This window comes from Hahella sp. HNIBRBA332 (assembly GCF_030719035.1).
Lineage (GTDB): Bacteria > Pseudomonadota > Gammaproteobacteria > Pseudomonadales > Oleiphilaceae > Hahella.
This window is the reverse complement of the sequence record NZ_CP132203.1, coordinates 5,332,531-5,348,948: the sequence shown is the minus strand read 5'-3', so window position 1 is coordinate 5,348,948 and position 16,418 is coordinate 5,332,531. Positions and strand designations below refer to the sequence as shown.

The 16,418-nt window shown below is 54.3% G+C and carries 20 protein-coding genes; 18 read left to right on the top strand and 2 right to left on the bottom strand.

The window, feature by feature from the left end:
• Nucleotides 1–41: 41 nt before the first annotated feature.
• The gene (locus O5O45_RS23660) at nt 42–1,958 is read right to left on the bottom strand and encodes a 5'-nucleotidase C-terminal domain-containing protein (protein WP_305901785.1); all 1,917 of its coding nucleotides are present in this window, start codon (nt 1,956–1,958) and stop codon (nt 42–44) included.
• Nucleotides 1,959–2,118: 160 nt separating this feature from the next.
• A complete protein-coding gene (locus O5O45_RS23655; RefSeq protein ID WP_305901784.1) occupies nt 2,119–2,886 on the bottom strand; it encodes a substrate-binding periplasmic protein in 768 nt (255 codons plus the stop codon).
• A gap of 423 nt (nt 2,887–3,309) precedes the next feature.
• On the opposite strand from O5O45_RS23655, the gene O5O45_RS23650 reads away from it, so the two are divergent.
• From O5O45_RS23650 to O5O45_RS23570, 18 genes are all read left to right on the top strand, one after another.
• Complete coding sequence (locus tag O5O45_RS23650; RefSeq protein ID WP_305901783.1) at nt 3,310–3,681, top strand: hypothetical protein; 372 nt, start codon at nt 3,310–3,312, stop codon at nt 3,679–3,681.
• 84 nt (nt 3,682–3,765) lie between these two features.
• Nucleotides 3,766–4,236 (top strand): hypothetical protein, encoded by a 471-nt coding sequence (locus O5O45_RS23645; RefSeq protein ID WP_305901782.1) that lies wholly within the window; start codon nt 3,766–3,768, stop codon nt 4,234–4,236.
• Between the two features lie 42 nt (nt 4,237–4,278).
• A complete protein-coding gene (locus O5O45_RS23640) occupies nt 4,279–4,779 on the top strand; it encodes a protein-tyrosine phosphatase family protein (protein ID WP_305901781.1) in 501 nt (166 codons plus the stop codon).
• Nucleotides 4,780–4,996: 217 nt separating this feature from the next.
• Nucleotides 4,997–6,121 (top strand): TRAP transporter substrate-binding protein, encoded by a 1,125-nt coding sequence (locus tag O5O45_RS23635; protein ID WP_305901780.1) that lies wholly within the window; start codon nt 4,997–4,999, stop codon nt 6,119–6,121.
• 155 nt (nt 6,122–6,276) lie between these two features.
• Entirely contained in the window at nt 6,277–6,822 is a 546-nt protein-coding gene (locus tag O5O45_RS23630; protein WP_305901779.1) for a TRAP transporter small permease subunit, read from the top strand.
• Nucleotides 6,819–8,105: a TRAP transporter large permease gene (locus O5O45_RS23625; protein WP_305901778.1), complete on the top strand. Its 1,287-nt coding sequence runs from the start codon at nt 6,819–6,821 to the stop codon at nt 8,103–8,105. Before O5O45_RS23630 ends, O5O45_RS23625 begins: the two co-directional genes overlap by 4 nt.
• 61 nt (nt 8,106–8,166) lie before the next feature.
• Complete coding sequence (locus tag O5O45_RS23620) at nt 8,167–9,507, top strand: cache domain-containing protein (RefSeq protein WP_305901777.1); 1,341 nt, start codon at nt 8,167–8,169, stop codon at nt 9,505–9,507.
• A gap of 10 nt (nt 9,508–9,517) precedes the next feature.
• Nucleotides 9,518–10,141: a response regulator transcription factor gene (locus tag O5O45_RS23615; RefSeq protein WP_216738950.1), complete on the top strand. Its 624-nt coding sequence runs from the start codon at nt 9,518–9,520 to the stop codon at nt 10,139–10,141.
• Between the two features lie 47 nt (nt 10,142–10,188).
• On the top strand, nt 10,189–10,674 hold the full coding sequence (locus O5O45_RS23610) for a C40 family peptidase (protein WP_305901776.1): 486 nt from the start codon (nt 10,189–10,191) through the stop codon (nt 10,672–10,674).
• A gap of 113 nt (nt 10,675–10,787) precedes the next feature.
• Nucleotides 10,788–11,123, top strand: a complete 336-nt coding sequence (locus O5O45_RS23605) for a low molecular weight protein tyrosine phosphatase family protein (protein ID WP_305901775.1) — start codon at nt 10,788–10,790, stop codon at nt 11,121–11,123.
• Between the two features lie 79 nt (nt 11,124–11,202).
• The gene (locus O5O45_RS23600; RefSeq protein WP_305901774.1) at nt 11,203–11,529 is read left to right on the top strand and encodes a hypothetical protein; all 327 of its coding nucleotides are present in this window, start codon (nt 11,203–11,205) and stop codon (nt 11,527–11,529) included.
• A gap of 263 nt (nt 11,530–11,792) precedes the next feature.
• Complete coding sequence (locus O5O45_RS23595; protein ID WP_305901773.1) at nt 11,793–12,491, top strand: hypothetical protein; 699 nt, start codon at nt 11,793–11,795, stop codon at nt 12,489–12,491.
• Between the two features lie 227 nt (nt 12,492–12,718).
• Complete coding sequence (locus O5O45_RS32045) at nt 12,719–12,916, top strand: SEC-C metal-binding domain-containing protein (protein WP_371747877.1); 198 nt, start codon at nt 12,719–12,721, stop codon at nt 12,914–12,916.
• Between the two features lie 246 nt (nt 12,917–13,162).
• Nucleotides 13,163–13,786 carry a LysE family translocator gene (locus O5O45_RS23590; protein ID WP_305901772.1) on the top strand — a complete coding sequence of 208 codons (624 nt, stop codon included), beginning with the start codon at nt 13,163–13,165 and terminating at the stop codon, nt 13,784–13,786.
• A gap of 12 nt (nt 13,787–13,798) precedes the next feature.
• Entirely contained in the window at nt 13,799–14,317 is a 519-nt protein-coding gene (locus tag O5O45_RS23585; RefSeq protein WP_305901771.1) for an alpha-ketoglutarate-dependent dioxygenase AlkB family protein, read from the top strand.
• An 11-nt stretch (nt 14,318–14,328) separates the two neighbouring features.
• Nucleotides 14,329–15,033 (top strand): MOSC domain-containing protein, encoded by a 705-nt coding sequence (locus O5O45_RS23580; RefSeq protein WP_305901770.1) that lies wholly within the window; start codon nt 14,329–14,331, stop codon nt 15,031–15,033.
• Nucleotides 15,034–15,186: 153 nt separating this feature from the next.
• Nucleotides 15,187–15,810: a glycine-rich domain-containing protein gene (locus O5O45_RS23575; protein ID WP_305901769.1), complete on the top strand. Its 624-nt coding sequence runs from the start codon at nt 15,187–15,189 to the stop codon at nt 15,808–15,810.
• A complete protein-coding gene (locus O5O45_RS23570) occupies nt 15,767–16,285 on the top strand; it encodes a hypothetical protein (RefSeq protein ID WP_305906266.1) in 519 nt (172 codons plus the stop codon). The genes O5O45_RS23575 and O5O45_RS23570 overlap by 44 nt, the downstream gene beginning before the upstream one ends.
• The last annotated feature ends 133 nt before the right edge of the window (nt 16,286–16,418 follow it).

Here is a 16,418-nt window from a genome sequence, read left to right as displayed (position 1 = left end):
AGTATTAACATGGCAATGATATTGGCCTGTTGCCTGTCTGACTAATAGTTCTCGCAGTCCGTCGACAGGCTGTGATTGCAGCCGTCGCGACCAATGTATTGCTGGGTGCTGTATTCGGCGATCGGTAGTTTGTCCACGGTCTTGCCGCCTTCGGTGAGCGCGTCCACATAATCCACGAACCCCTGCGCATACTCGGTGAAGGTATCGACATACAGGCCGGCGTTATAAGGCGTGGCGAAAGTGTTGTAGCCATCCTGTCCAGAGGCGATGAAGTCGTTGGTGACCACGGTGTAGGTCGCGTTCAGGTCGATGGCGCTCCAGTTCCCCGCCACGCGTGAGTTCACCTCCACATTCGACAGACGCGCGCCTTTGGCCTGTGAGGCGTCCACGTTGAAGCGCAGGCCGGCGGCGTAGGGATAAGAACCGGAAGAGCCATTGTTATCCAGGGTGTTGGACAGCGCATCTTCCAGCACGTCGACGATTTGCTGTCCGGTCATTTGCAGCGTCACCAGAGTGTTGGAGAAGGGCAGCAGCGTATAGGCGTCCGCTACAGTGACATCGCCCATGGGGATATCCGTACGCACGCCGCCGCCATTCTGGATGGCGATATCGGCGGTGGGCGTCACGGTCAGAAAGGCTTTGGCGACGATATTGGAGATATCGCTGCCGTTGACATAGTTCTCCGAGACGTCGCACAGAGTGGAACGTGATTCGCCGGGCCAACGCACCAGACAGAGATTGTCAGATACCGTGCCGATCACGGTCTGTTTCAGAGTATCCACTTCATCGTCATAAATCGCCAGCAGGCGTTCTGAGATGGCGTCCGCCGTGGTGGATACGATCTCCTTGTGGCTGGTCAGTGCTTGCGTCACCCGGTCGGCGTCAGCGGCAGGCAGGGTTTTGGTCACTTTCTCCGCCGCAGTGTAGGTGAACGACTTAGCTATCGGCATGTACGGATTTCCGCTACAGGCGGTGACCTTTCCGCTGGCGTCGAAGGTGACGTCCAGGGCCCCCAGCAGGTGCGCATATTCCCAGGCGTGTACGATACAAACCGCATCTCCGGCTTTGTCTGTGGCTTGCTTCGGATAGTCGCTGACGACGTTGAAGCCCAATTGGGTGAACGTCTCTCCGCCCATCAAAGTGTGGGAATCACCGCCGACAATGACGTCCACCCCGGTCAGGTTCGCCGCCAGGGTCTGATCGTTGGCGTAGGTGTAGTGCGTCATCAGGATGATTTTGTTGACGCCCTGGGCGCTGATCTCATCGATGTACTTCTGCGCAGTGACGGTTTCGTCCAGGAGTGTGGTGCCGGCGTCAGGGCGACTGGATTCCTGAGTCTTCTGAGCGATATCTATGCCGATAAGGCCGATTTTCTGGCCACCCACTTCTTTGATGACATAAGGTTTGATGAACCCTTGGGCGATAGGCGAAGCGTCGCCGGGAGCGACGTTGGCCGCCAGGACGTCGGTTCCGCAATCGTCCGCCGCCAGATAGTTCAGGAATGACGCCAGCCCGGTATCGCCGTTGTCGAACTCATGGTTGCCCAGGGCGAAGGCGTCAAAACAGATCCGGTTCATCATCTCCGCATCCGCTTCGCCGCCGAACAGAGTGAAATACAGCGTGCCGGTGACCGCGTCTCCAGAGTGCAGTTTCAGGACATTGCGTTTTTCGTCCACCAGGGTGTCGGCAAGGCTGGTCAACATGGGAAAACCGCCGTATGAGACGGTCACCGAACTGATTTCAGAGCCATTATCAGCCTTGGTTTGCAGGCCCAGCGCGCTCACGTCGTAACTGAAGGTGGACGCGGCGAGATGGGAGTGATGATCGTTGATGTGCAGGATGCTCAGGCTGAACCCGGCGTCGTCATTGCTTGGGGTGTTGTTGCTGTCGCTACAGGCGGCGAGTGCGATTGACGCGCACAATACTGCGCCCGTGCGCGTGAAAGGAAAAGGCGCCATAAGACATGCTCCACAGTGAGTTCGAGTGTTGAAGTGCGTTGTTATCGGAGCAGGGAGTGTCCCACTGAATTATTGCGGCAATGTTGCAACTAACGGAGAAGGAAAGAGGGGCGCTCCCTGTGGCGCCAGATCGAGGGAGCGATAGCGATGTGGCGCCGCGTCAGGATGACTTGGGGACGCCCAGATACTTCTGGCGAATGCGGTCGTACTCGCCGGACTCGCGAATCATGCGTAGTCCTTGGTTGAATTTCAGCATTGTGTCCAGACTCATTGGGTGTCGTTTGCTGAAGCAGGTGTAGTAGGGCGCGTTGGTCATGTTGATGTAGCTCAACTCGGGAGGGTTCTCCATCTGTTGCGCCTCGTACTGAATCGTGTCGGCGAAGGAATAGATGGCGTCCACGCGTTGAAAGATCAGCATATTGAGCAGCAGCTTGTCCGTGCCCACGGTTTCGATGTTTTCCAGCCCTGCTTTTTCCAGCTCTGTCTCCAGGTTATAACCGCGCACAACAGCCAGCTTGTAGGGCTTCATATCACTGAGGGCGCCGATTTTATTAATTTTGCGTCCGTTTAACGTGAAAAAGCCTTTCTCCAGCGCGCCCAGTTCGTCGGAGAAATATAGAAAGCTTTCTCTTTCTGGTAGGTAAGAGCAACTGCAGAGGCCGTCGTAGGCTCCGGTTCTAGCCAGCTCCAGCGCGCGATTCCAGGGGAAATAACGAAAAGTGACCGCAATGCCGACTTGTTGAAATGCGGCCTGTAACAGCTCGATATCATAACCCGGTCGGTCCGTGTTCTCGGGAGTGTCGATTTTTTGAGGAGGGAAGTAATTGCACGCCAGATTGATGGAACTGTCGGCAGCGGCGGCGGTTGCCCATAGGCCCGCGCTGACCAGTAACCAAGACGCCAATCTACGTAAAAAAACGGTACTCAATAGGACCTACCCGTATGCTCGAAACCAAATCAAGAATTATCGTGAGGCCCGGCGCTGCGTGACGAATGCTTGTTTAGGAGAGCATCGTCGCACGAGCTCGCGCTGGGCAAATTTTCACCAACTTAAAGTAAGTCCGGCCCTGGTCTATTTCAATTCAGGCGCGTTCCCAGCGTCCGTCTTTTTACACTCTTTTTAAAAGTGACGCCATTTGACTTTTTTACAGTATATCTGCGCAAAACGAGTCAAATTGTCATGAATTGGTCGTGAACGAGACGGATCAGGGCGTGGCGAGCGCAGTTCTGTCGTTTCGGTGATTACAATTTGCGTCTACGTGAGAGAAGGGAGCTGAGACGCTCAGGGTTAAGCTTTCACGCTCTTTTCTCACGCCATGTTCACCCACTCTGTCGACAGGAGGACATTGATTTGTCATATGAACAGCGATTGCGGCGCACCCAGAAAGAGTATCCTTTCGATCTTTGGGCGGAGCGCTTCCAGGATGGGTTGGAGCAATATACGGACGAGAATAACGACGCCGCCAGACGGATTTTGGACAATCTGCTGCAAGCTCTGCTGGAGCTGGGTGAAGGCGCGACGGAAAAGGTGAAGGTCAAACAGTTTGAAGTGGCCGTGGAGGCGCTTAACTACCTTAACGACACTGTGGGCGGGGACTTGATCGAAACTGCGGAAAGGGAAGAGCTGTGCGATCTGTTTGACGCCATCGCGGTGGCGGCGGGCGTCGATCCGGAAAATTATGGCGACGGAGAGGGTATCGCCAGCGAGTGGCGAGACTGGTAAGCTGCTGATGTGACAAGTCGTCCGCTCTGATGCAGGCGCGTTGGAGTGGGCGCGAAAGGAATAATAATCAGCGAGAAAGCAGGAATGACCGACTTCCACGATATCCAGAAGATTTTTCCCCATGAGCAGGACTGGACGGCGCTTCAGGAAAATACCCTGATAGAATTAGTCCGGGATTATCAATCCGAACCCTCCTGCGCCAACTCCGCCCTTGTTGAACTCGCCATCCGCAATCATCCGCAAACTACAGAACTGAGCGAGCACATACTGGACGACGAACAGGCGGATGAATGGCTGAAGGCCTCCGCGCTGGGCTCCCTTCTGACCAAGGATTTCAAGCGCGCACTGGACAAGTCACTTGGTTTTATCGACCACTGCGATCACCGGCTGCTCTGCGAGCTGGTGGAAGCGATGAACTATGAGTTTCAGGGCGAACTCAAAGACTACGCCGCCAACCACGCCACGACTCAGAAATTGAAACAACGCCTGCGCGCCGGCGCTGACAAAGACGTGGATTACTGCGAATTGTTTTACGAGTATGTGGGGGCTGAGTAAAAATAGCCCTTTTCGGTTATTCGCCAGTTAAGGAGTCATAACGTGCTCGCCAGTACTATTTACCCCGTCCAACTCATTGGAAGCGGTCGCTTTTCCGTCATGGCCAAGCCGGTCGCTGGGGAGTGGATAGAAGATGAATTCGCGGGCATCGCCCGCAGCGGCGTCACCAGGATGCTGTCTCTATTGGAGGCTCAGGAGATTCGCGAGCTGGGATTGACCCAGGCGCCGGAGCTGTGTCGCCGTTTCGGCATGGCGTTTGACCATTTCCCCATTCCCGATTTCGGGCTGCCCAGGTCCGTGCGTGATGTCGCCAAACTGTTGGACGCTATTTATCCCGCCGTGTTGGCGGGGGAGCATCTGGTTATTCACTGCCGCGCCGGCATCGGCCGCACCGGCACGATCGCCGCCTCATTGCTGGTGCGTCATGGCTGGAGCCCAGAGCAGGCTTTTGCAGAGATCAGCTTGAAGCGCGGTGTGGAAGTGCCGGATACGGACGCCCAGCGACACTGGGTGATAGAACATGCGCGCGCCTTATCCCAATAAATCCAACCTTCTCGTCTACGTAATATTACTTAGAGGAGATCCGTATTTATGCGGGCGTATTCGCCCACTGCCTAACGGCGCTAATACGGATAGAATTTGATCAGTCAAAAAGAGAGCATTTTGTGAAGCGCCCGAGTACGAGTGCGACGCGAGCCTGTTGCCGTTCAACGGCGACGGCGGTTATTACGCGAAAATAAATATAAGAAAGGTACACAATATGACTCTTAAGCGATTCCTGAGAATCCTTCCCGTATCTGTTTTGTTGGCTTTCGGAATCTCCGGATGCAACGAATCCAGTCCGGCCGCCAGTGCGCAGGCCGCCTCTCCAGAAGCCAAAACGCCGGAACAAGTGTATACCCTGAGACTGGCGGAAACCTGGCAGCCCAACTTCCCGATATTCGGCGATGCGCCGCGCAATATGGCGGCGATGGCGGAAAAAATGTCCAATGGCCGGCTGAAGATCACCATTGATTCCGCCAACAAGCATAAAGCGCCCTTCGGCGTGTTCGATATGGTCAAGACTGGCCAGTATGACATGGGCCACTCCGCTTCCTACTACTGGAAGGGCAAAGTGCCTGAGACGCTTTATTTCACAACCATGCCTTTCGGCATGATCGCGCCAGAGCAATACGCGTGGTTTTACTACGGCGGCGGCATGGATCTGATGGAGAAAGTCTACGCCAAGCACAACATACTCTCGTTCCCTGGCGGTAATACCGGCAACCAGATGGGTGGCTGGTTCCAGAAAGAAATCAACTCGTTGCAGGATCTGCAGGGTCTGAAAATGCGTATTCCCGGGTTCGCTGGCGAAGTACTGGCCAAAATTGGCGTGAGCCCCACCAATATCCCGTCCGGCGAGCTGTATACTGCGTTAGAGCGCGGCACCATCGACGCTCTGGAGTGGGTCGGTCCCTCTCTGGATCTGCGTATGGGCTTCCACAAAATCGCGCCCTTTTACTACACCGGTTGGCATGAACCGTCGACAGAGTTGCAGTTCATGATCAATCAAAAATCCTGGGAGAAGCTGCCTGCGGACTTGCAGGAGATTCTACGGGTATCCATGCGCACAGCCGCATATGACATGTATATCCAGTCCACTCATGAAAGCGCTGTGAATTGGGCGACCATTCAAACGGAATTCCCCAACGTCAAACTGCGTACTTTCCCCAAGGAAGTCATCGCCGCCATGCGTAAGGCGAACGACGAGCTACTGGCGGAAAAGGCCGCGACCGATCCCATGGCGGCGGAAATCCTCAAGTCCCAGCACGATTACATGCTGAAAGCGCGTCGTTGGACCGAGATTTCCGATCTCGCCTACCTCAACAGCCAACCTCAAGGCTAATCGCAGATAAACCCGGGGCCGCTCAGACAGAGCGCGCCTCCGGCGGATCATTCACTGGCGTTTACAAAAGGTCAGCCAGTTTCTGGCGGGCTTGGAGCGCTACGTGCTGAAGCAATCCGCTGGAGGGCTGTCCTGCGCCCGGGCCGGAGTGGAATATGCAGTGGATTAAGTTCTTCGATCGTCTGTTTGAGCGGGCGTCTCACTTCTGCGGCCTTATCGCTGCAGGCTGTTTCCTGTTGATGCTGGTCAATGTGTTTTACGACGTAGTGATGCGATACCTGTTCAATCAGGTGTCTATCGGCATGCAGGAATTGGAGTGGCATCTGTTCGCCGCCGTTTTTTTGTTAGGCGTTCCTTATGCACTGCGTACGGACGGCCATGTGCGTGTGGATGTGCTGTACGAAGGCTGGTCGGACCGGGTGAAAGCCATCGTCAATATGGTGGGCGCGATTGCATTCGTCACGCCATTCTCGCTGCTGGTGATGTACTTCGGTTTCGGCTTCACCATAGATGCTTTCAACCTGATGGAAGGCAGCGGCGATCCGGGCGGCTTGCCCTATCGCTGGATTATTAAATCATTGATTCCTTTGTCTTCTCTGCTGATTCTGCTATCCGGGCTGGGCATGATCACTCAGGCGCTGAGAGTGCTGTTGCTGGGAGAGAAGTACGCGGAATCTCATGCGAAGGAGGGCTTGGCGTGATCGGCATTATTATGTTCGCGGTGGCGTTGCTGATGTTGATGTTCGGCTTCCCTGTCGCATTCACTTTTGGCGGCGTGGCGTTGGTATTCGGCTTGATCGCTCAGGGGCCGGAGCTGTTCGCTTTCATGCCATACCGCATTCAAAGCATCATGGAAAATACCGTGATGATGGCGATTCCCATGTTCATTTTCATGGGATTGGTGTTGCAGAAGACCCGACTGGCGGAGCAGTTGCTGGAGGCCATGGGGCGTCTTTTTGGCGGGGTGCGCGGCGGTCTCGCCATTTCCACCGTATTGGTCGGCGCCTTGCTGGCGGCCTCTACTGGTGTCGTGGGCGCCAGCGTGGTGGCCATGGGGCTGATTTCGTTGCCGGTTATGCTCAAGTACGGTTACCACAAAGGCTTGAGCACCGGGACTATCTGCGCGTCCGGCACTTTGGGGCAGATTATACCTCCCTCTATTATTCTGATTATTCTGGGCGATGTGATGGGCATCCCCGTGGGCGATCTGTTCCAGGCGGCGGTGGTTCCCGGCGTCGTGCTGATCGGCGCCTATATCGCTTACATTCTGATTATCGCCTGGATGAATCCAAAGATGGCGCCTGCATTGCCGGATGACGGCGAGAATCGGGCGCAACAGGTGAAAATCGCCTTGTTCTCCATCCTGCCGCCCTTGGCGTTGATTCTGGTGGTATTGGGATCCATCTTCACCGGCGTCGCGACGCCGACGGAGTCCTCCGCCCTGGGAGGCGTGGGCGCGTTATTGCTGGCGGTGTGCTATCGCCAGTTTTCCTGGAAAATGGTGTGGGAGTGTAGCCGCGAAACGGTAACGGTCACCGCCATGGTGTTTGCGATTCTACTGGGCGCGACGGCGTTTTCCATGACCTTCACCTATACGGGAGGGGATACGCTGGTGGAGCACTGGATGACGCAATTGCCGGGTGAGAAATGGGGCTTCCTGATCCTCACCATGCTGGTTATTCTGGTGCTGGGATTTTTCATCGATTTCGTGGAAATCTCTTTTATTATTGTGCCTATCCTTGCGCCGGTGGCGGAATCGCTGGGCATCAGTATGGTCTGGTTTGCGGTGCTCATCGCCATGAACCTGCAGACCAGTTTCCTGACGCCGCCGTTTGGGTTTAGTTTGTTCTATCTTAAAGGGGTCGCACCGAAAGAGGTGACTACGATGGACATCTACCGGGGCGTTACGCCATTCATCATCCTGCAGGCGCTGGTGCTGATATTGTTGCTGGTTGCGCCAGGGTTGTTTGGCTTTGAAGTCTGATTGAGGCGACGCGCAGGGAGGCGCTCCGCCAGATCCTGTTTATCTGCTGGAGGCTTGCGTCATGACGCTGCGCACTAAAGTCGTTCTGTTGGCGTTAGCGCCATTGTTGCTGATCTCCATCGCGTTTGCGCTGGCGATGGTGAATCTGGCGGATGAGCTGGCGCAACGTGAGCTGGAGACCTTTGAGACTAACCTGGTGCGCTCCAAGGAAACGGCGCTGAAAAGTTATGTCAGCATTATGCGCATCACCTCCGGTTATCTGATTGAGAAAGCGGAGTCCGACGAAGAGGCGAAGCGCAGCATTCAGGAGCTGATGCAGCGCATGCATTTCAGTGAGGACGGCTACTTCTTCGCCTACACCCCCAGCGGCGTGAATCTGGTGCACGCCACCCAACCCGGACTGGTGGGTATGGACCTGCTGAATATTAAGGACAACAACAGTAACTACGTCATTCGCAATCTGCTGGCCCGCGCATCGGAAGGCGGCGGTTTCCACAACTATCTCTGGCAGAAGCCGACCTCCCGGGTGAACGTGGACAAGATCAGCTATGTGGAATCATTGCCGCCCTGGAACTGGATGTTCGGTACAGGGCTTTATCTCGATGATATTCAACAGGAAATGGAGCTGATCAAAGACGGCGTGGACGAGAACGTGGCGGACGCGCTCCTGACTTTCGTCATTATTGCGCTGCTGGCGGTGATGGGAGTATTGGTCGCTTCTATCTGGTTCAACGTGCATGAGCATCGCCTGGCGGATCAAAGCCTGAAGGAGCTTAGTCATAAAACGGTGCAGCTGCAGGAAGAAGAGCGGCGGCGAGTGTCGCGGGAACTGCACGATGGCATTAATCAATTGCTGGTGTCGGTGAAATATCGTATCGAGACAGTGCTGGGCCTGCTGAAGGAAAGCCAGGAAACATTGCGCGAACCGCTACTGAAAGGACGTGAAACCCTGAAGCAGGCAATCCAGGAAGCGCGCCGCATCAGTCATGATTTACGCCCCAGCATTCTGGATGACCTGGGTCTGGTGGCGGCGCTGGAGCATCTGGGAGAAGACTTTGAGGAGCGCTCCGGCATCGACGTATCGGTGTATCTGCAGGTATCGGAAACCAAGTTGGATGAAGATATCGCCACGACCCTGTACCGCATCGCCCAGGAAGCGTTATATAACGTGGAAAAACATGCCAGCGCCAAACAGGTGACGTTGCGCCTGGAGCAGGATGCGGAAGGGCTGTTTCTGGAAGTGAAGGACGATGGCGCAGGATTTTCGTTGCGGCGTCTCGGCCACGGCAGAGGCATTGGAATTCGCAATATGCGCGAGCGAGTGGAGTTTCTTGGCGGAAATTTCAGTGTACATTCGGAAGAAGGCAAAGGGACCTGCATTCAGGTGACCTTCATGGGATAAAGAGACAAGAATGATAAGACTGGTATTGGTTGACGATCATATTCTGGTGCTGGAAGGCATCCGCGCCCGGCTGGAACAGGAGCCGGATATCGATGTGGTGGCCCAGGCCACGGACGGTCAGCAGGCGATTGAGGCGGTGGCGACTCATCAACCGGATGTGGTGATGATGGACGTTAGCATGCCGCGTATGAACGGCATCGACGCCACCGAATACATGGCGCAACACTTTCCCGATACCCGCGTGCTGATTCTCAGCATGCACAACAATAAAGAGTATGTGTCGCAGATTCTGCACAAAGGGGCCAAGGGATATATTCTTAAAGATGTGTCTGTGGATGAAATGATTCGCGCCATTCGCACTGTGTATGAAGGCGGCACTTACATCAGCAGCGGCGCTTCCGCGGCCCTGTTTTCGCAGCCGCAGTTGCGCGGCGAGACGTCCGCCAGTCTGACTCACCGGGAGGCGTCGGTGCTGAAGAAAGTGGCGGAAGGCAAGAGTAATAAGGCGATTGCGGAAGAGCTTGCCATCAGCGTGCGTACAGTGGAAACTCACAGGCAGAATATCAAGGCGAAACTGGGACTTAGCTCTACGGCGGAATTAACCAAGTACGCCATTAAGCATGGGTTAATGTAAGTCGGTTTATCGTTTCGCCTGTCAGTGCAAGTTTAGAGGATCGGCCGATGCGTATATCCGGGTTCATATTAATCACCATTTTGATGGCGTTCGCCTCCGGGTGTAGCTCGGTGCGGGTGAATCATCCGCCGACGGCGATTCCCTCTGCCGAAAAGATCTCCAGCCCTGTCGCCGCAGCGTTGTATGACCAGTACGACGAGTGGCGCGGCGTAGACTACCGCTATGGGGGCCTTGATAAGTCCGGCGTGGACTGCTCAGGCCTGGTGTACCTCACTTTTCAGGAGCGTTTCGACGCCAAATTGCCCAGAACCACCAAAGGGCTGGCGCAAAAAGGGCGTCAGGTGAGCCGCAAAGAACTGCAACCCGGTGATTTGGTGTTTTTTAAACCCAGCGGCTGGAAAGGGCTACATGTCGGCATCTACGTGGAAAATAACCGCTTCCTGCATGCATCTACCAGTAACGGAGTGGAATTGGCCTATCTGCATAACGGTTATTGGGCCGACCACTTTTGGCAGGCGCGGCGGGTAAAGTAGTAAGTCTTCAGCCGCCTGCGGAGAGTTGCCAACTCTAATTTGCTTATACCAGACCCTCGCTCATCAACATGTGGATAATGAACTGTCCACGGTTTAATCAGGTGAAATGCTTTTTGAGAAATATTCTGTTTGTATGCAGCCGTAATCAATGGCGTAGTCCCACTGCGGAGCAGGTTTGGCGCAGACATCCGGAGCTGAGCGTGCGCTCGGCGGGGACCAGCTCCAACTCCCGCAAAACTATCGGCCCGGCGGATCTTCGCTGGGCTGACATTATTATGGTCATGGAAGATAAGCATAAGCATCGTTTAATGTCGGAATTCGGCCATTTACTGCAGCGTAAGCAGGTGCATGTTCTTGATATTCCAGATGAGTATCAATGCATGGACCCAGAGTTGGTTGAGATACTGCAGACATCTGTCGCCTCTCTATTGGAATTAACCAATTTTTAATCAACTAACGCCAGTCTAGACAGGTGTCTTTCCTTTATGATGGTCCCATTCAATATTGAACCCTTGTGTGGGACTGACTATGAAAATGACGAATCTTCTTGAAAGGAAGCTGATCGGCGTGGATCCATTTTGGGTCGTCAGAATCGATTACTCTCCTTTGACCGCAAAATTGTGTCTGGATCTCACACCGGAGCCGGAGTCTGGCGTCGTTACCAGAAGAGCGATTTTTTCCGGGGTCACTACCTGCAAGGCGGACTATTTTGACGCCGTCGGCGACGCTGATTATATGCCCACTGTTATTGGCGTGCAGAGCGCGCAGAAAGGCGCGCAACAAAAGATTATCGTTACGACGGATGCGTTCGAACTGACCTTTGACTGCGCCGGAGAGCCCGAAATCGACCTCTGATTTCACAAAAATTTTCTCGCCATGCACATTTGAGACTGTTTGTCAGCCCTTATAATTTTCGGTTATCTCTTTATAATGTTCGGCCCTCTCGGAGGTGTGTCTTCGAGCAGGAAAAAGAAGAGTGTGCGGCAACGAATTTGAGGTTTTTGGTGATAGTTTTTACTGCTACCGATCAAGTTACGGGGAAAGTTTTTGCGGGCAGCACCCGCAGGTCATTGGAGGATCATTGGGGGCATTTGTTAGTCCAGGAATCCGAAGGCGCGATGGGTGAGTTCTTTGAAACTCTGCGGTCCAGCGGCGCGGACTCTTTCAAAATGGAAGAGTGGGGTTACTCTGATAATCCTAAAGAACTTCGGGAAATGTTGGCTGAAGCGATGGAAGCGCTGGGCGCCAAAGCGATCAAAGTCACACTGACTCGACCAGAGAACAAATCCAAACCATCAATGGATCTGATGAAAGAGTTGGAAGCACTGAAACAGGAAATGTCGGACGGCTCTGACGATCCCGACTATTCGCCCAAGAAAAAAGAGGCTGTGGTTAAGCCGGAAGCTCCAAAGCCCGCCCCTAAAGCGGAACCGAAACCACTGCGTCACACTGCTTCCACCCGTGAGGCGGAAGAGATGCGCGCATTGATTGCCGGTATCGAGGCCCGCCGTCGCGGTGGGACCAAAGCGGGGCAAAAGGCGGCGAAGAAAGCTGGCGCTGCAGGTCTGGCGAAAGCAGCCAAGTCTGCGACTGGCGCAACCGCTCCCGCTCCAGTGAACCGTCCCAAGCTGTCTGAAGGCCGTACTGGTTCTGCAGCGAAGGAAAAACGCATTCGCGAAGCGATTGCGGCTGAGAAAGCGGAAATGGAAGCGCAGAAGCGTAACCAGACTTCAGAAGAAGCGAAAGAAATGCGCGAGATCATGGCGCGTCTGGATCAGCGCACCAAGGAAACCGCGCGTATCCATCGTCGTCTGTAGTACAGCGCGTTTTAAGCAGGGCTCTGTGATCAACAGGCCCTGCGACCTCTCCGAATACCCTCTCCCCCCATCTTTAGTAAGCAATACCGTTATCTATTCCTGACATGTCCCTGTTCGCCATCCTGGTTATGCTGGCGCTATTTTATCGCCAGCGTTTCTGATGCTATGATGCCGCCTCCCCGCCGTTAGGCGAGGGGAACAACAATGACAGAAACATCAATGGAGGTGTGTCATGCGTACCAAATACGAAGAAATGCTGTGCTTTCGAGGTCACCAGTAAGCGCAGGAAAGGCTATCCATCTGAAACTCAGGTGAAGCGCGGCTACAGAGTCGTTCATGGAGACAAAGATCTGCATGAGAAGCTGGGGAGAAATGATCCCTGTCCCTGTGGCTCACGGAGGTTGTTTCAAGCAATGTTGCCTTAAATCAGGTTGCTTTCGACGGCGTAAACAGAGACGACTATTTCCGCTAAGCAGGCGCTTGCGACCCTTATGTCGACAAGCGCGCAAAGTCAGACTTACCTCAGCCATCGCCGCCGCTCATACATGCGGGGCGATGGCCCTCAGATATTCCCCCTATCCCTACTATCTTCTACTTCATTGACCCCCTGTGCGTGAGCGGGGTACATTGCCTGAAGCGATATTTGATATACAGCGTTATGGCGGTGGCGTATGAGTCTGGATACTTATTTGGTGTTTGTGGTGGCCTCTCTGGTCGTGGTGATGATCCCTGGACCCTCCGTCATGCTGGTGGTCAGCCAGGCGTTGTCGTCGGGTAAAAGCTCTGTCGCGCCCTTGGCGGCGGGCGTGGGATTGGGAGATCTGGTCGCCATGACCTTATCCTTTCTCGGGCTGGGCGCTATTCTGGCGGCTTCCGCCATTACGTTTACTGTGTTGAAGTGGATCGGCGCGTTATATCTGGCCTATTTGGGGGTGAAAATGTTTCGCTCCTCCACTTCGCTGAGCGCTGACGATGGAGGGGTTACTGGCGTCAGCGGGCGCAGTCAGTTTATCAGCGCGTTCATCACCACGGCGCTTAACCCCAAGAGCATCATCTTCTTTATCGCCTTCGTGCCGCAATTTGTCTCTACTGAGACGGCGCTGGCTCCACAATTTGTCATACTCGGCGCCACTTTTCTGGTGTTAGGCGTACTCAACGCCGCCATGTATGCGGTGTTCGCCGGTAAACTGCGCTCTATGCTACGCAATCCCAAGGCCCTGAAGCGCTTCAATCGCGTGGGCGGCTCCCTGCTCGTTGGCGCTGGCGCGCTAACCGCCGCGGCGCGGCATGGCTAGGTCGGTTGCGAAGTGACTCCCGACATCATCTTGCAAACGGCTTTTGTGGAAAGCCCAGATGCGCTGTTTCGCGAGCTGAAAAGTAACGTGGCTTGGGATGAACGTCTCAAAGCCAGGAAAACGGCGAGCTTCGGCGTCTCATATGATTATTCGGGCATGAGCTATCCGCAAACGGAGCTACCGGAAAATCTGGCGCGAGTATGTCGTGATATTGAACAGAAGCTAGGTTTCTACCCCAATAATTGCCTTTTGAACTACTACCTCGATGGCGAATCGTCCATGGGCTATCATTCCGACTCCGCGGAAGAGTTGGCGCTGGGAACGGGTGTGGCGATCATTTCTTTAGGCGCCGAGCGGCGCATTTCATATCGTAGTAAAGCGGATAAGGCGCATGTTGTGACCTATATGCTCGAACATGGCGCGTTGCTGTATATGGACAAAGGCGTACAGGATCGCTGGATGCATGCGATTCCCAAAATGCCGGGTGTGGGGGAGCGCATCAGTCTTACATTCCGACTCATTCTCAAATAAGGAACCTTGGCATGCAGTCAATTGGAACTGCGTCTTCTCTGTGGCGCTACCCGGTTAAATCACTTTTTGGGGAAAAGCTCGACGCTCTGGAGTTTGACGGACGTGGCGTAGTAGGCGACCGGACATATGCTGTACGCAACGCGGCGGGTAAATTTGGCAGCGGCAAGAACACAAGACGTTTCGCCAGAATGGAAGGGCTTTTGGCTATGAGCGCGAGTTGGGACGCCGGCTTGGTATCGTTGCGGTTACCTGATGGGCGAACCATGTCAAATGACCATCCTGACCTGAATCAAGCTCTTTCTTCTGTATTGGATCAGGAGGTAACGCTGGCGCGAGAAGCGGACGTATCGCACCTTGATGCGGGGCCTGTACATCTGATTTCCACTTCTGCGCTGAATTGGTTGCGAGGATTGCTGCCTGAGTCTTTTATCGACGAGCGCCGCTTTCGCCCTAATATCTTATTGTCGACCCCTGGTGTGGGTGTGGTGGAGCACGACTGGGTGGGCAAAACCCTTTCCTTTTCCGGCGGGCTACGTCTGCAAATTACTGGACTGACTGAAAGATGTGTCATGACGGGGATGCGGCAGTCTGATTTGCCCGATGATCTTATGATTACCAGGACGATTGGCGAACATATGCAGTTTAATTTCGGTGTATACGCACAGGTGATAGAGCCTGGTATGCTGCGGCAAGGGGAACACGCATTGTTAGAATGATTGCTCTGCGGGCCATGGCTGAAAGTCGCTGCACAAGATGAGAAAACCACGTCTAAACTTTTCTTGTAATCCATACTTTTCCTGTAATCCATTAATACTGGAAGGCGCGACGCAGGAGGCTTCGTCCTATCCTCAACGCAAGAGGTAAGCGTCATGGTGTGGTTGGTGGCGGGAGCGATCGTTGCATTTGCACTCTATCGCGTGCTGCTTAATCGGGCGCGACGACAAGCGCTGGAGGCATTTCAATTTCCTGGCGGCATAAAGAACAAGGTTCGCAGCAAATACCAGCATCTGAATGACTCGCAGCTAGAGATGGTTATGACAGGGCTGAAGGAGTATTTTGCGCTCTGCCAGCTCGGTGGACGTCGTATGGTGGCAATGCCTTCCCAGGCGGTGGACGTGGCATGGCATGAGTTCATATTGTTCACTCGCGCTTACGAGCAGTTTTGCCAGAGGTGTTTCGGCCGGTTTTTACATCACACGCCGGCGGAAGCCATGCAAAGCCCCACTCAGGCCCAGAACGGCATCAAAACCGCTTGGCGGTTGGCCTGTCACAAGGAAGGCATTGATCGTCGCAACCCAAGTCGCTTGCCGATGATTTTTTCGATGGATCATGACTTACAGATTCCTGATGGTTTTATATACAGCCTTAACTGCAAAGGGCCGGGCGGCGTGGGCTATTGCGCCAGCCATATTGGCTGCAGCTCCGGCTGCGCAGGTGGCGGAGACAGCGATGGCGGCGACGGAGGATGCGGAGGCGGTTGTGGAGGAGATTGAGTTAATGAAAAGTAGTACGTCTGCGCCCGCATTTTTTCTTGAAGGCGTGGCGCAGGAGAGACATGGGGAAGTGGAGGACTGGTGGGTTGGCTTGGGTCACTCCTTACAAGACGAAATTATCGCCTTTTGGCAGGGGGATGCAGACTCGCCTTTGCAGGCAGCTATCGCCAATGTCAGGGAATACCTGGTCGCCAGCAAATCACATGAGGAAAGTGAACAAGTAGAGGAGCTGGAGCCCCACTACCCAAACCGGGAGTTCTATGAGTACTTGGTGAATCATGAGATTTATTTGGATGTGTTCGATAAGCGCATGCATATATGTACGGCGCATAAAGCGATACGGGAAAAGTTGCTGTTAGGTCGTTTACCTGCAGATTTCGTTTGCCCGTTTATGAGTTCGACATGTGTTGTCCGGCAAGCGCTCAAGCGGTTTGGCGACGAGGATATACAGTTGCGCTTGGTGACAAGCAGGTAGGAGCGGTCGAAATTTGGCGTATGTTGCTGAGATTGCCCCCAAATCGCAGGCAAAAAAAGAGCAGGGTGGAATGGGGACTCCGGAACCCTGCTAAATCACTCAGATTGCGAGTGCGAGAGTGTGATCGAAAATG